Source organism: Rubeoparvulum massiliense (assembly GCF_001049895.1).
Classification (GTDB): domain Bacteria; phylum Bacillota; class Bacilli; order Rubeoparvulales; family Rubeoparvulaceae; genus Rubeoparvulum; species Rubeoparvulum massiliense.
Genome location: NZ_CVPE01000003.1, coordinates 208,019 through 222,835 on the forward strand (window position 1 = coordinate 208,019; position 14,817 = coordinate 222,835).

Sequence of the window (14,817 nt, forward strand, 5' to 3'; positions counted from 1 at the left end):
CTCCTAGCTTCATTCTACCCTGCCACATTATGCTAATCATCCCACACGAGATAGAAAAAGAATGACCAGAAGATGACTCTAGTCATTCTTTATGCAGGTCTTAATACCTATAATAGATGATTCTTTACTGCAAAAAGAGCTAGTTGCGTCCGATCGCGGCATTCTAGCTTCTGGAGGAGACTACTAATATGATTCTTCACAGTTCCTTGAGTAATATAAACCTTCTCAGCAATCTCCTGATTACTCAGACCTTGACCAAGATACTGCAAAATCTCCAATTCCCGTTCTGTAAGCATTGCTACTCTTTCATCCTTCTCTTGTTGAATAGGAGACTGCCAATCCTTCATCTGGTGAATCATTTTTGAGGCCACCTGAGGATGAATAATTGCCCCACCTTCTTGCGCGATCTGAATCGCCTCCACTAATTTATCAGGCGTTACATCCTTTAAGGGATAGCCTGATGCTCCATGTTGTAGAGCTTCAAAGATATATTGATCATCTGTAAATGTAGTTAGAATTAAGATGTTGGTTTGCGGGTAAACTTGCTTAATCCTTTTTGTCGCCTCTACCCCATCCATGCCAGGCATGCGAATATCCATCAAAATGAGATGAGGCTGCCATAATTCACAACACTTCAGTGCCTCTTCTCCATTGGTTGCTTCTCCTACCACTTGAATGATATCAAACTGTTCTAGCATCATCCGTAAGCCCTGGCGGACAATGGTCTGATCATCCGCAATAAGGACACGAATCATCATGCTTCCTCCTTTCTATGGTGACCTATCATCTCTTCCTCTAATTTTAACTGATAAGGCACTTGTCCAATGAGGAGAAACTCATCATTTTGTTGAATAACCTGAAGCTGGCCTCCTAAGCTCTCAAGACGTTGTCGCATGGTTTGGAGACCAAATCCTGCTTGAAATGGCGCCTCCTCTGATTGAAAGGCCTTTAATGGATTCTGAATCTCACACTGAATCAGATTATCCTTTCTTTTGATTGTGATCGTGATGGGCATACCAGGTGCATGCTTCATGGCATTGGTCAATGCTTCCTGTACCATTCGATAGAGAGCAAAGCCAAGCTCCGGTGGAATGATCAGATGTTGTAGTTCGGGATCGAGCTGATATTCAATCGTTAGTCGTTGTTGTATACGCATCTGTTGGATAAATTCTTGAATTTGCTTCAGACCTAAGCCATCATCTCGCATCGTATACACCGCATTTCGTGTTTCTTGGAGGCAACGGCGGGCTGAAGCCTTCGCCTCCTCCAGTTGTTGAAAGAAGGCGGGAGGAAGCTGAGCATCCTTCCACTGTATATGTAAAATTTCCAACTGCATAATTAATGCTGTTAGCTGATGGCCAACGGAGTCATGAATTTCCTGGGAAATTCGTTGTCGCTCTTCAAGCAATATCTGTCGTTCTTGCTGCAGAGCATATTCTCTTTGTGTCACACGCCCATAGATTAAAGCCATGATAAAAAGAAAGGTAGCAAGATTGAACAAAAACTCAGAAATACTCCGTGCATTCCATAAATAATAGAGTTGATAAGCAAACTTCCACATCGCCATCATCACAAGGGGAATTAAGCACCATACATCACGGTTTCGCCAAAGGGAGAGTCCTGCCTCCAGAAAGATCATAGCAAACATCGAGTGAAGCCAATAGTTGACTGCATACTGCGATTGCCCCTCTAGTAGGAGTAGGAAGATTCCATCGATCCAAAAGTGCCATGGTCGATGGCGCCCGTGCGTCCGTAGGAGGATCCAGATCTGCCAAAGTAGAAAGATCCCGATCATACTCAAAAGACGTGATGAAACAGCCTGCTCAAATGAGATGGCTGTAATAAATAGTAGAATGAGGATACTAGCCCGCAGAATAATTTTCGAGATTGGCATGCTCTCATCACCTCTTGGTGTCAGTCCCCCTAATTATACTAATACAAGCAAAAAGAGGACAGCCCCTTAGAGACTGACCTCTATCATTTTAACGTTTTAAAGCAGTGGGGGACTGACCCCCTATAAAAAACGAGTCATAATCTCTTCCATGCTTAAATTGCTTCTGTGTTCAATACGTTCTTGCGGATAATAGTGTTTTATCTTTTGTCCTTTTTTCTGAACGCGAATTTCAATAACAAGAGAGAAGATATGAAGTATCATGCTGATACACCTCCTAGCATTCCATCTTCTTCACGAGTCTTCGATCTCCTGAAGAAATATGATCATTTTGTTGACAAAGCCAAGCATTGCCATTGTTCTGCCTCCTTTTCTCTTTTTTTGCAAAGAAAAAAAGCCGCAGTGATCTGCGACTTTTTATATATAAACGTTTCGATGAAACGCTTATACCAATTAAAAAGCCACAGGTTGAGACAACCTGTGGCAAGGAGAGGCTGGGTCCAGCCTCAAATTAGCGAATAAGAGGCACGTCAACACCAGCGATCAGACAGGTTGCGCTCGGTATAACGAATGTAGTTGTCATTGTATGAATGTTTTGCTGAAATAATAACATGACACACAACCTCCTTTTCACAAAGTATATTGAACTTTATTGCCATTTCTTACTATAACCAATATTTGCTACTTTGTAAACCCCTTATCAAAAATAATTTTTAGCTCCTCAACGGGAATAGACGATTTCCCCATTAATCATGGTCTCTACAACATGAGTACGAAAATCGAAGGGATCCCCATCCCAAATAACAAAATCAGCATCCTTACCCACTTCAATGGAACCAACACGATCAGCGATTCCAATATGACGTGCAGCATTGATGGTGATCGCTTCCCAAGCGACTTTTTCCGATAAGCCTTCACGAACAGCAATGGCTGCTGTCACAGGTAAATATTCAATTCCAACCACCGGATGGTCGGTGGTAATAGAAATAGGAACGCCAGCATCCGCTAGGGCAGTGAGCGTTTGCCAACTGCGATTGGCCAATTCCACCTTGCTGCGGGAGCTCATCGTTGGTCCCACCGCTACTGGCACACCCTTTTCTCCAAGGATCTTAGCAATTTTATGACCTTCTGTACCATGCTCTAAGGTTAAATGAAGGCTAAACTCTTCAGCGATGCGAATCGCCGTCATCATATCATCAGCACGATGGGCATGGGCGCGCATCGGTATTTTACCTTCCACCACTTGTGTTAAGACTTCCATACGAAGATCATATTCAAAGTAATCTCCGTTTTCTTGGGCACGTTTCTTCTTTTCAATGTAGGTCCGAGCCTTGTACAATTGCTCCCGAAGAACGGCAGCAACCCCCATACGAGTCATGGGCATTTTCCCTTTCTTCCCATAGACGCGCTTAGGATTCTCCCCAAAAGCAACCTTCAAGGCAGATGGAGCCTTTACCATCATCTCCTCCACCGTGGTTCCTACAGTCTTTAAGACAGCCATCTCGCCCCCGATTACATTGGCACTACCAGGCATAATCTGTACAGTGGTGACGCCCCCCTTCCTCGCATCCTCAAAGGCTAGATCGTCTGGATTAATCCCATCAATGGCCCGTACATGGGGCGTTGAGGCCTCCGTCATCTCATTCCCATCCACGCCAGATTCGCCTGCGCCTTCTGTAAACAAACCGACATGAGTATGTACATCAATGATGCCAGGTGTCACAATCCCGCCCTTGGCATCAATGATTTCTGTTCCCTCGGGAATCTCAAGGTTATGCCCAACCATCAAAATCTTGCCTTGATCGATCAATACAGTTGCCTCTTCAAGGTCACCATGAGTGATGGTCTTTACAACCGCTGCATTACAGATCGCTTTCACACCACATCATCCTCTTCTCTTTTTTTTATCTTACACTATTCATCATACTCATACAAAAAGTCATGACTGCACAGCTATTATTTTACATTAATGTACGTTATCAGTTAATATAATGATACATGATTGTAAAGGGTATTTTATAGAAAAAATTTGCACATCGACTCGCTCTTACAGATAATCAAAAAACAGGTCACTCAACCAGATGATTGGGTGACCTGCACTTTTTCCTTAATGGCTTGTTACGCTATAGATATAATTACTAATCTTATACCGCTATGCAGTTGGTGTTTCTCGATGTTGACCCTTACGATTGAATAGCTTTTCCTTGATGAATGGGAGTACCCAGCGGTCACCTCCAAAGTAACCTGCATTAGCGCCCGCAGCCAAGATAATAAAACCACAAATGATCATCTCAGGATTATTGCTAATCGTACCACTAAAGAAGAATGCGAAGTTCATCATTAAGCCAAAAAATGCCGCTGCAGTAGTAAGAGTACCTAGAATAAGTCCTAATCCGACTAAAAATTCACCCCAAGGAATTGCGAGGTTAAAGAATCCTGCATTGGGCAGAGCAAACCCTTCAATAAAGCTACCCCACCACTCCTGAACAACAGGTTTTTCGCCAGTTGCCTTAGCAAGGGTACCTTTCAAATAACCACTTACATCAAAACCATCGGTAAGTTTACCCCAGCCTGCTGTCATCCACTTCCAGCCTAACCAAACACGGAGTACTAGTAAGATACCTGCACTGATTTTATTGGTTCGAAGCCATCGATTAAACATATTTATTACCTCCTTCACCATGTATTGATGGGATTAGTCACATCTTGTTGCTTCAGCATATTCATGCATATTTAGAAGTTTGTTTATCAGCTTCCATTTTTATCGTAGCATATTACCCCTATTGTCTTCTCTAGATTTCACTTTAGTTCATAAAATAGACATTTTTTTATGAGCATTTTGTGAGGTTATTGTAAAATTTCATATTTGATATTGAAAAACGCAAAAAAGCGATCATCCATTTCGATGATCGCTTTCTCAAGTAGAAGTCAGTTATGCTGTTTTTACTGTTGCATCCTTCTTGACTCGCCTGTTCCACCATTGTCGTAAATATGGAATCACCCAATAGTCTCCACCATAGCGGCCTGCATTAAAGCCTGCCATCAAAATGATAAATCCAACAATGATCATCTGAGGATTGGAGCTTACTGTGCCACTAAAGAAGAAGGCGAAGTTCATCACTAATCCAAAGAATGCTGCTGCTGTTGTTAATGTACCAAGAATGAGACCAAGACCAACTAAGAATTCGCCCCATGGCATAAGAAAGTTAAAGAATCCTACATTGGGTAATGCAAATCCGTCCAGAAAACTAGCCCACCAACTCTGCACAGCAGGATGATCTCCACCTGCTTTTGCAATGGCTCCTTTCATAAAACCACTGGCATCAAAACCATTGGTTAGCTTACCCCAACCTGCTGTCATCCAATGCCAGCCTAACCATACACGTAAGACCAGAAGAATACCGGCACTAATCTTGTTTGTACGCAACCAGTTCATCATGAGCGATTACCTTCTCTCTTCACAGATTCGCATCATGGCTAGCCATAATTTAAGCTTTTTAGCAATTACCTGCAGGGTAGAAAACATTTATGTAAAATGTTTTCATACATAGGATACCATAACCCCGTGAGGTATGAAGTTGCATTGATCAACCTTCACTTAATTGTCATATGATTGTGTTGAAAGTATGAAGTTTACTTCACAAATATAAAATACGCCTGAATTATATACTAAAATGAGAATTATATCCGCATTTAATCTAATTATTGGTACTTTTACCCTATGAATCAAGATGAAGTGTATAAAAAAAGACTATCTCCAAGTGGCCTCGTGAAAATGACCACTGAAGATAGCCTTGAGCTAAGAATATCACCGAATTAAAATCCTCGAATATAGACGCAGTGCTTACCAGCTGCCTCTGCTTTTTGCATCATTTTTTAAATGCTCTTCATAGGTACGTGAGAAATGATGGCTCTTACTTCCATCCTTCTTCGTAACAAAGAAATAATAATCATTATCCTGTGGGGCAGCCACCGACTGAATGGAAGCTAGTCCCGGATTACCGATGGGACCCGGTGGTAACCCATCATGCTTGTATGTGTTGTAAGGACTCTCTACTTCAAGGTCGTCAAAGGTGATGACATCCTTCTGCTTGCCCAACACATATTGAACAGTTGCACATGATTCTAAACGAATATGATCTTCCATTCGATTGTAGAAGACCCCTGCCACGATGGGTCGCTCTTCATCGAGGATCACTTCACGCTCTACAATGGATGCTAAGGTGATAGCATCATAGAAGGAGAGTCTTTGCTGTTCAAAACCTGTGCGAATCTCAGCGGTCACCTTCTTATCAAAGTTACGCAACATCATATCAATGATTTCGTGCTCGCTTGCACCCTTTGGAACATCATACGTATCCGGGAACAAAAATCCTTCTAAACGGTAGTTAGCCCCTTCCTCCTGAGTGATCTCAGATAGGAAGTCATAAGAAAAATTCCCCATATTAATTTCTTGAATAAACGTATCACGATTGACTAAGCCCTCACCGCTTAAATAATCGGCAATCTGATTCACATTCCAACCTTCAGGAATGGTGATACGTTTCGTATCAACCTGTACCACTACCCCTTGTACCATTTTATTGGTCAATTCCTCTAAAGATGTACCAGGGACAAAATCATAGGTCCCCGCTTGTAGGCGAGAGGAGACCCCGTCACCCTTCCATTTCAGATAGTATGAATAAATGAATCCACTGCGAATCAACCCATTCTCCTCTAGTATCGTAGCGATCTTTTTGGGTGTAGCACCACTAGGTATCTCCACACGAACGGGTTCTACACTGACTGAATTAACAGGCTGTAAATTTGTATATACATAAAGAGCACCACCGCCAATGACGACGGCGAATAGGATAAAAACAGTTAGGATAGTTATCAAGGCAACCTTTAGTTTTGAAGTAGGTTCAAGCTCCTCGTCTTCCTCATCCGCTACGAGGTGATCCTCTTGATGGCGCAGAGATTCCTCCTGTCGAAATTCTCCTGGCTTTTTCAGCTCTTGATCACGATCTTTCTCCACACAATTCCCTCCTTCTCCTGCTTATTATACACGAAAAAAAGGAAATGTTGGACAAGCAATCGCGCCAATCATTTCCTTCTTCTCATCTATGCAATTTGACACGTACAGGAATGATTAATCTTCGAATTCAGCCATGAGTGTATTGAAAGTTTCTTCAACAATCTTCCATTCTTCATCATCTTCAATAACGTAAAGTTGGAGATCATCTTCGCCATCTTCTTCAATACGGAATGGATAAATTTCATCCGATTCAGGATCGCCATCTACGGGAATCAACATCACATAGTGGTTGCCTGTGCTTTCTACGGTAAATTCATAAAACACTTCAAACTGTTCTTCATTGCCATCTTCGTCTGGGATAATAATGATATCCCGTTCTTCCTGATCGTGGTCATGGTCGTGGTTGTGATCGTGTTCGTGATTATGATCTGTCATCATGTCACCTCATTTAGAGTCTAGATAACTCTGTAATATTAGTGTGGCAGCCAATTTGTCAATCACAACTTTTCGCTTTTTGCGACTGATATCAGCTTCTATTAATGTACGCTCTGCCGCCATCGTTGTCAAACGTTCATCCCACATGGTGATGCCAATTTCCAATTCCTTCTGCAAAAGTTCGGCAAATTGTAAACATAGTTCACCACTTGGGCCAATTGTATTATTCATGTTTTTGGGAAACCCAACGACGATGTGAGAAACCTGATACTCATCTACCAGCTGCCGAATCGCTCCCAAATCTTCTTCCTGCGAGCGCCGATGGATGGTTGTAATCCCTTGAGCAGTCCAGCCCATCTCATCGCTTATGGCAACACCAATGGTTTTTGAACCCACATCTAAGCCCATGGTCCTCATGTAGTTTCTCCTTTTCACACTAGCAATATACATTTTAACGAGCAAGCGAATGATACCTACGGACGTTTTACATGGTGCTCCAAATACGACTTCACTAGCTCCTCAATAATCTCATCACGCTCTAATTGACTGATGAGTGTACGGGCATTATTGTGACGAGGAATATAGGCTGGATCACCAGAAAGTAAATAACCAACTATCTGGTTAATGGGATTATATCCTTTCTCATCGAGAGCCTCATACACCTGAAGCAATACATCTCTCGGTTCTTTTTGCTCCAACTCACCTTTGACACGAAACATCATCGTCTTATCGATTGAACTCATCTCAGTCAACACCCCATTCCTTCCCATTGGACTATGTGAGGAGTATAAAATCATTGACCCTATGCTTTAGTTTTGACATACTCTTCAACAAATTGCAAGGCTTGGCTCAACTTTTCTGGTTCTTTACCGCCTGCTTGAGCCATACCGGGACGACCACCGCCACCACCACCGCAACGAGTAGCCACTTCCTTAATCAATTGACCTGCATGGATACCTCGAGTGAGGAGATCCTTCGTAACACCAGCAACAAGATTCACTTTACCTTCTTCAACAGAGGCTAGAAGAATGATGGCACTCTCCACTTTTTGCTTCAGATCATCCACCATTTTGCGAAGCCCTTCCATATCCATTCCATCCACTTGGGCTGCTAAATAGTTGATCCCTTCATAGGATTTCACTTGATCGAGGATATTTCCTGCTTCCATATGACTCAATTTTGCCTTGTACGACTCATTTTCATTCTCTAATTGCTTTAGGTTGCTCTGTAATGCTTCGATCCGTTGCGGAACCTCATCGAGGAACTTTGCCTTCAATAATTGAGCAGCTGCTCCCAATGTAGCAAGCTTATCATTCATGTATTGGAAGGCAGCGCGCCCCGTTACTGCTTCAATTCGACGTGTACCTGCACCAATCCCTGCTTCACTGATAATTTTGAAGAGTCCAATCTCTGTAGTATTTCCTACGTGGCAGCCTCCACAAAGTTCCAAGCTGTATTCACCAACTTGAACAACACGGACAATATCGCCATATTTTTCGCCAAAAAGGGCCATGGCACCCATGGATTTGGCTTCGTTAATGCCCTTTTGCATGATGTTGACAGGAAGCTGCTCCCCTATTTTTTCATTCACGATTGCTTCAATCCGAGCTAGCTCCTCATCACTGATGGCATGGAAGTGGGAGAAGTCGAAACGGAGACGATCAGCGGACACAAGTGAACCTGCTTGATTCACATGTTCGCCTAGTATATCCTTCAAGGCACGGTGGAGTAAGTGCGTTGCGGTATGGTTTTTTACAATATCATGACGCATCTTCACATCGACCTGTGCATTGTAGCTGCTTCCCTTCGTAAGCTCCCCTTGGAGAACACGAACATGATGGAGATGCTGACCACGTGGTGCTTTCTTCACGGAGAGTACCTCAGCTTCCACCCCTTCACTTCGAAGCCAGCCATGGTCTGCTACCTGTCCACCGCTCTCTGCATAGAAGGGGGTCATATCGAGGATGAGATCACCCTCTTCGCCTGTCTTCAAACTGTCTCGTAGCTCCCCTTGCTGCAAGAGATAGAGCACCTTACTGGTAACCTCTCCCTGCTCATAGCCAACGAATCGGCTTTCATCGGTAATGTCACCAAGAATACCGCCTTGTACCTGCATCCCACTATCCTCTTGGCGGGCTTGACGTGCTCGTTCCCGCTGTGCCTCCATCTCCCGTTCGAACCCGGCTTGGTCTACAGAAAGACCTTGTTCACGGACAAAATCCTCTGTTAAATCAAGAGGGAATCCATAGGTATCATAAAGCTTGAAGGCTTCTACCCCACTCAATTGCTTACGACCTTCCACTTTCGCTTGCTCAACCATGTTGCTGAGGATTTGCATCCCATCATTTAAGGTTTCATGGAAGCGCTCTTCCTCATTCTGAATCACTTGCTCAACAAAGGTCTGCTTCGTCACTACATCCTCATAGAAGGTACCCATAATCTCTGCCACGACCTTAGGGAGGCGATAGAGGAAGGGTTGATCAATGCCCAAGACCTTACCATAACGAACTGCACGGCGGAGAAGACGACGAATGACATAGCCTCGTCCTTCATTGGAGGGCAATGCACCATCCGCAATCGCGAAGGTGATCATCCGAATATGGTCAGCGATGACCTTAAAGGCCACATCATGATCAGCATTTTTACCGTAGGGTACACCAGCCACATCAGCCGTAGCTTGAATAATCGGTAAAAACAGATCTGTATCAAAATTGGTACGTCCATCTTGGAAGATGGAGGTCATCCGTTCCAAGCCCATCCCCGTATCAATATTCTTCTTAGGTAGTGGCGTGTAGCTTCCATCAGGATTGTGATTATATTGGGAGAACACCAAATTCCAGATCTCCAGATAGCGCTCATTCTCCCCACCTGGATATAGTTCAGGATCATCCTGGTCATTTCCGTAGGATTCACCACGATCAAAGAAGATCTCCGAATTAGGACCGCAAGGGCCTTCACCAATATCCCAGAAATTATCCTCTAATCGAACAATATGATTCTCAGGGAGGCCACATTCCTCATGCCATAGACGAAAAGCATCGTTATCTTCTGGGTGAATGGTAACATAAAGCTTCTCAGGGTCAATACCAAACCATTCTGGGCTAGTTAATAGCTCCCATGCCCAAGGAATCACTTCATCCTTGAAATAATCACCGATGGAGAAGTTCCCTAACATCTCAAAGAATGTATGGTGACGCGCTGTTACACCTACATTCTCAATATCATTGGTACGGATGGATTTCTGAGAATTACAGATACGGGGTACCTCTGGTTTCACCCGTCCATCAAAATACTTCTTCAATGGAGCAACACCTGCATTGATCCAGAGCAGGGTATCATCATCATGGGGGATTAAAGAGGCACTCGGTTCAATCTTATGACCCTTCCCCTCAAAAAAGCGTAAAAACATACTACGAATTTCTGCTGAAGTCATCCTCTTCATCTTCATTCCTCCTCAAAAAAATAAAAAACTCCCGTCCATCAGGGACGAGAGGAATTCACGCGGTACCACCCTGGTTACAGCCTTATCATGCAAAAAAAGACTGTCACCTTGATGTACGATAACGGTGTACGACCGGTAGGTTTACCTACACTCTGGAGTAGCCTTCGATTACACCTTGACAGAAACCTTGCAGCCAATGGGTCTCTTCTCTGAAGAAAAGGGGGTAATCTACTCGTTCCATCATCGCATTTGATCCATATAGTTATCTTTTTTGAAGTATACACATCTTCAAAACACTTGTCAATTGGTTTCATGCCGATAATACCATGCGATATGTTGAATCAGCACCTTGAAAATGGCAAAGAGGGGGACTGCTAGGATCATTCCCAATAATCCACCCACTTCACCACCGACCAATAAGGCAAAAATAATGAACAGGGGGTGAATCTGCAAGGTGCGACCCACGATGGTTGGGGAGAGAATATTCCCTTCAAGCACCTGAATCACCGTATTGACGATGACCACATAAAGTGCCATCCGCGGTGAGATGGTCAGAGCGATCATAAAGGCTGGTGCAGCTCCGATAAACGGTCCAAAATAAGGGATGATATTGGTAATACCCACAATGGCAGCAAGTAAGAGGGCATAAGGCATCCCGATCAGCCAATAGCCTAAATAAGCAAGCCCTCCCACAATGGCGCAAACTGTTAGCTGTCCACGAATATAATTTCCTAGGGCTTCATCCATATCACGCCCCATCCTGATCATCCGCTTACGTAAAGAACGGGGTAAAAAACGAAGGATGATGGTCTGGATCTGTTCATAATCCTTTAAAAGATAAAAAACCACAAACGGGATAATCAGCCAAATAAAAATCGTATCAAGGAGAGTCTGAACTCGCTTCATAATGGAACCCATCCCTTCCGAGATCCGTTTCTCCAATGAAGTAATTCCCTTATTCATCTCCAGTTGGATACCTTCAGGGAGTAAAGATTGCTTCGCTCGTAACTGGTCGATCCACCCCTCATAGGTCGTCACATAATGGGGAACAAAATCGGCGAACTCCTTCATTTGTTTGATCATCAAAGGAGCACCCTGGATTACAATCCAGGCAATTCCACCAGCAAATAAGAGATAGATGGCTAAAATAGAAACAAATCGTGGCAAACCCCTTTTTTGAACAAACATGACGAGTGGATGAAGTAGGTAGGCAAGGATAATTCCTGTAAACAAAGGGAATAAGATCACTTCAATTACATTCCAAAAGCCACGTAGAAAAGGGGCCACCTGAAATAAGAGGTAGGTATTGATAAACACCAATAATACAAGGATGAGGATGGTAATCCACTTGATTAATCCAGTTTCTTTCATCTAATAAACCCCTTTTTCACTGTGTATATGAGGATATTTTGTGTCCAAACTTTCATCTAAATATGGATAGTTTTCGAATTCCTGCTGTTTATTATTTATTTTTTTGTGAATTCCCTTTAGAGTTGAGTAGGGATTGTTCTTATTAATAAAACGGTTTTTATGGATTTTGGACTTCATTACTTTTTTGCTCCATATAGTGGGCAAACCTGATTCATCATGTACATGCATCGTGTGTAGAAAGGAAGATAATCATGCTTAGTCGCTTTTTAAAGAAAGATTTGATTTTGATGCATGCCCCTAGTGTTTATGACTTCCGTAAAGAATCGGTTATGTTTGGGCCGATCAGTGATGTGGTCCCTTCATCTGCTGTATTCGAAATGTATCCCGTAGGTCAAACCAGTATCGCTGATACATTGGAACGCAATGGCTATAATGTGCAAATTATCAACATCGCATACAAGATGTTACAGGATGCCAACTATGATCCAGAAGAAGAGATCGCTCGTCTAAAGCCTCGCCTCTTCGGGATTGACCTACACTGGCTCCCCCATGCCCATGGTGCTGTGGAGCTTGCAAAAATCTGCAAAAAATATCATCCGGAAATTCCTGTGATGTTTGGTGGTCTTTCTTCATCCTATTTCCATGAGGAATTGATCAGCCACGACTACTGCGATTTCGTCGTACGTGGTGATTCTACGGAGGAGCCTATCCGTCAACTAATGAGCGCCTTACGTACTGGCGGTTCCTTCCGTGAAATTCCGAACTTAACATGGAAGAAGCCCGATGGCACCCCGGTGGTGAATGAGCTTTCGTATGTACCAGATAACTTGGACTACACTGCTGTGCCTAGCTATCGCTATGTCATCGGTTCGGTCTTTAAATATGGGAGCTTAAAAAATGTGGTGCCTTATGTGAAGTGGTTGAATTATCCCACCACTGCCTTGCTCACAGCCCGTGGCTGTACACAAAACTGCTCCGTATGTGGTGGATCCAAATTCGCCTATGAGCGTGTATGTAATCGACGGAAACCTGCTTTCCGTTCACCGGAAACCCTCATTGAGGATATTCGCCTGATTCAAACCTTTGGGTCAGCGCCCATCTTTATTCTCCACGATATCCGGCAAGCAGGTATGGAGTATGCAAGACGCTTCTTTGACCTCCTTAAGAAGGAAAATATCCGTAATGAATTGGTTATTGAGCTCTTCTATCCAGCTGATGAGGAGTACTTTAAGATGATTGCGGAGAGTGTTCCCAAGTTTAGTCTCGAAGTGACCATTGAAAGTCACGATGAAAAAATACGGATGTTAAATGGGAAGTTTAAATGTACCAATGAGAAGTTTGAAGAAACGTTAGAAGCAGCACTTAAATATAACTGTCGTAAGATCGATATCTTCTTCATGACTGGGATTCCTAAGCAAACCTATGAGAATGCTCTGGAAAGCATCGATTATTGCCGTCATCTCTTGGAACGCTTTAATGGTGACCCACGTCTTGCCCTCTTCATCTCACCATTGGCTCCCTTCCTGGATCCTGGTAGCCTTGCCTATGAAAAGCCAGAAATCTATGGTTATAAGAAGTTCTGCCATACCCTAGAGGATCATCGCAAGGCCATCTGTCAGCCAAGCTGGAAGCATATTCTTAGCTATGAGACCGACAGCATGACGCGAGATGAGATTGTGGAAGCAACCTATGAGACCGCTTATCGTCTCAATGAATTGAAGTATGAATATAATCTCATCGACCAAACGCTGTATGAAGATATTAAATATCGTATACAGGCAGCTCGAGAAACCATTGCCAAGATCGATGCCATCATGTTGATTGAGGATGAAGCAGAACGGAAGAAGCAGCTGGATGCATTAAAAGAAGAGGTAGCTGAATTAAACAAAGCCACCATCTGTGGTGAAGATGAATTGAAATGGGATATCACGAGAAAATTTGCCGTTGGTTTCTCCCTCTTCAAGCTTCTAAGTAAACTTTGGGTTGAGTCGGTTGGTCACGGTGTACGCCGCCTCTTTGGGATCTATGACCGTCATCCCTTGCAAGTGCCAATGCAACGGGCAAAGGGTGAGCGTAAAGTGGCTGCCATTAAACAGGGTGAGAAATAAACATGCTCCTAAAGCATTCCAATATCACGTTTTATCATAGTAAAAGAGGTGACCTCAATGAGGTCACCTCTTTTACTATTACTCAGCACGGAGAGCTGCATTCATGACTTAGCGGGCAAATTGACGGATCATACGACGTCCTGTTCGGGCCATCTGCCGGGTTGGGAGAAGATCCCCTATTTCAATGCGTGCCATACGGCGTATGCCACGTGTCACCGTACGATTTATCCGACGGCGAGCACGCCCTGTATTCATTCGGGATACACTAAAAAAAGCAAGCATGGCAATGACGGATGCTAAAACGATACGCATATGGAACCGCCCCTTTCAAAATGGTAAGGAAGAGTTTTACATGAGATCACCATCTGAAACCCGATCTGACAGAAAGAGATCATCCAGTGAGCTTAGACTTCCATCTTCCTCTACCTGATAAATATGTTTGGCAGTCGTACCAGTCTGCTCAAATTCTACAAAACAATGCCAACAGTAATATTGGTTGGTTCCCACCCTACCTGTATCGATGCTGCCACAATTAGGACATGTGATCATAAGC

15 protein-coding genes and 1 other annotated feature are annotated in these 14,817 nt (G+C 43.4%); of the genes, 1 reads left to right on the top strand and 14 read right to left on the bottom strand.

Annotated elements, in window-relative coordinates:
* Window positions 1-107: 107 nt before the first annotated feature.
* From BN1691_RS01150 to BN1691_RS01200, 12 genes are all read right to left on the bottom strand, one after another.
* A complete protein-coding gene (locus tag BN1691_RS01150; RefSeq protein WP_048600410.1) occupies window positions 108-755 on the bottom strand; it encodes a response regulator transcription factor in 648 nt (215 codons plus the stop codon).
* Window positions 755-1,894 carry a sensor histidine kinase gene (locus BN1691_RS01155; protein ID WP_048600411.1) on the bottom strand — a complete coding sequence of 380 codons (1,140 nt, stop codon included), beginning with the start codon at window positions 1,892-1,894 and terminating at the stop codon, window positions 755-757. Before BN1691_RS01155 ends, BN1691_RS01150 begins: the two co-directional genes overlap by 1 nt.
* 120 nt (window positions 1,895-2,014) lie before the next feature.
* Entirely contained in the window at window positions 2,015-2,155 is a 141-nt protein-coding gene (locus tag BN1691_RS14330) for a hypothetical protein (protein ID WP_156179043.1), read from the bottom strand.
* Window positions 2,156-2,612: 457 nt separating this feature from the next.
* Complete coding sequence (locus tag BN1691_RS01160) at window positions 2,613-3,770, bottom strand: amidohydrolase (RefSeq protein WP_390621619.1); 1,158 nt, start codon at window positions 3,768-3,770, stop codon at window positions 2,613-2,615.
* Window positions 3,771-4,043: 273 nt separating this feature from the next.
* Window positions 4,044-4,553, bottom strand: a complete 510-nt coding sequence (locus BN1691_RS01165; protein ID WP_048600412.1) for a DoxX family protein — start codon at window positions 4,551-4,553, stop codon at window positions 4,044-4,046.
* Window positions 4,554-4,823: 270 nt separating this feature from the next.
* Entirely contained in the window at window positions 4,824-5,330 is a 507-nt protein-coding gene (locus BN1691_RS01170) for a DoxX family protein (RefSeq protein ID WP_048600413.1), read from the bottom strand.
* Window positions 5,331-5,735: 405 nt separating this feature from the next.
* On the bottom strand, window positions 5,736-6,908 hold the full coding sequence (gene mltG / locus BN1691_RS01175; RefSeq protein WP_147545539.1) for an endolytic transglycosylase MltG: 1,173 nt from the start codon (window positions 6,906-6,908) through the stop codon (window positions 5,736-5,738).
* Between the two features lie 114 nt (window positions 6,909-7,022).
* The gene (locus BN1691_RS01180; RefSeq protein WP_048600414.1) at window positions 7,023-7,343 is read right to left on the bottom strand and encodes a DUF1292 domain-containing protein; all 321 of its coding nucleotides are present in this window, start codon (window positions 7,341-7,343) and stop codon (window positions 7,023-7,025) included.
* A gap of 9 nt (window positions 7,344-7,352) precedes the next feature.
* Window positions 7,353-7,760, bottom strand: coding sequence for a Holliday junction resolvase RuvX (gene ruvX / locus BN1691_RS01185; protein ID WP_048600415.1), 408 nt, complete (start codon window positions 7,758-7,760; stop codon window positions 7,353-7,355).
* A gap of 56 nt (window positions 7,761-7,816) precedes the next feature.
* Window positions 7,817-8,086: an IreB family regulatory phosphoprotein gene (locus BN1691_RS01190; RefSeq protein ID WP_048600667.1), complete on the bottom strand. Its 270-nt coding sequence runs from the start codon at window positions 8,084-8,086 to the stop codon at window positions 7,817-7,819.
* 59 nt (window positions 8,087-8,145) lie between these two features.
* Window positions 8,146-10,785 carry an alanine--tRNA ligase gene (alaS, locus tag BN1691_RS01195; RefSeq protein WP_048600416.1) on the bottom strand — a complete coding sequence of 880 codons (2,640 nt, stop codon included), beginning with the start codon at window positions 10,783-10,785 and terminating at the stop codon, window positions 8,146-8,148.
* A gap of 37 nt (window positions 10,786-10,822) precedes the next feature.
* Window positions 10,823-11,038 (bottom strand) — a binding site (T-box leader).
* Between the two features lie 47 nt (window positions 11,039-11,085).
* Window positions 11,086-12,156, bottom strand: coding sequence for an AI-2E family transporter (locus BN1691_RS01200; protein ID WP_048600417.1), 1,071 nt, complete (start codon window positions 12,154-12,156; stop codon window positions 11,086-11,088).
* 251 nt (window positions 12,157-12,407) lie between these two features.
* Here BN1691_RS01200 and BN1691_RS01205 point away from each other — a divergent pair, with 251 nt between their 5' ends.
* Window positions 12,408-14,264, top strand: a complete 1,857-nt coding sequence (locus BN1691_RS01205; protein ID WP_048600418.1) for a TIGR04190 family B12-binding domain/radical SAM domain protein — start codon at window positions 12,408-12,410, stop codon at window positions 14,262-14,264.
* Window positions 14,265-14,372: 108 nt separating this feature from the next.
* Here the strand turns inward: BN1691_RS01205 and BN1691_RS01210 are convergent, their stop codons facing one another.
* Window positions 14,373-14,576, bottom strand: a complete 204-nt coding sequence (locus BN1691_RS01210; RefSeq protein WP_048600419.1) for a hypothetical protein — start codon at window positions 14,574-14,576, stop codon at window positions 14,373-14,375.
* 36 nt (window positions 14,577-14,612) lie between these two features.
* The gene (locus BN1691_RS01215; protein WP_048600420.1) at window positions 14,613-14,813 is read right to left on the bottom strand and encodes a hypothetical protein; all 201 of its coding nucleotides are present in this window, start codon (window positions 14,811-14,813) and stop codon (window positions 14,613-14,615) included.
* Window positions 14,814-14,817: the final 4 nt, after the last annotated feature.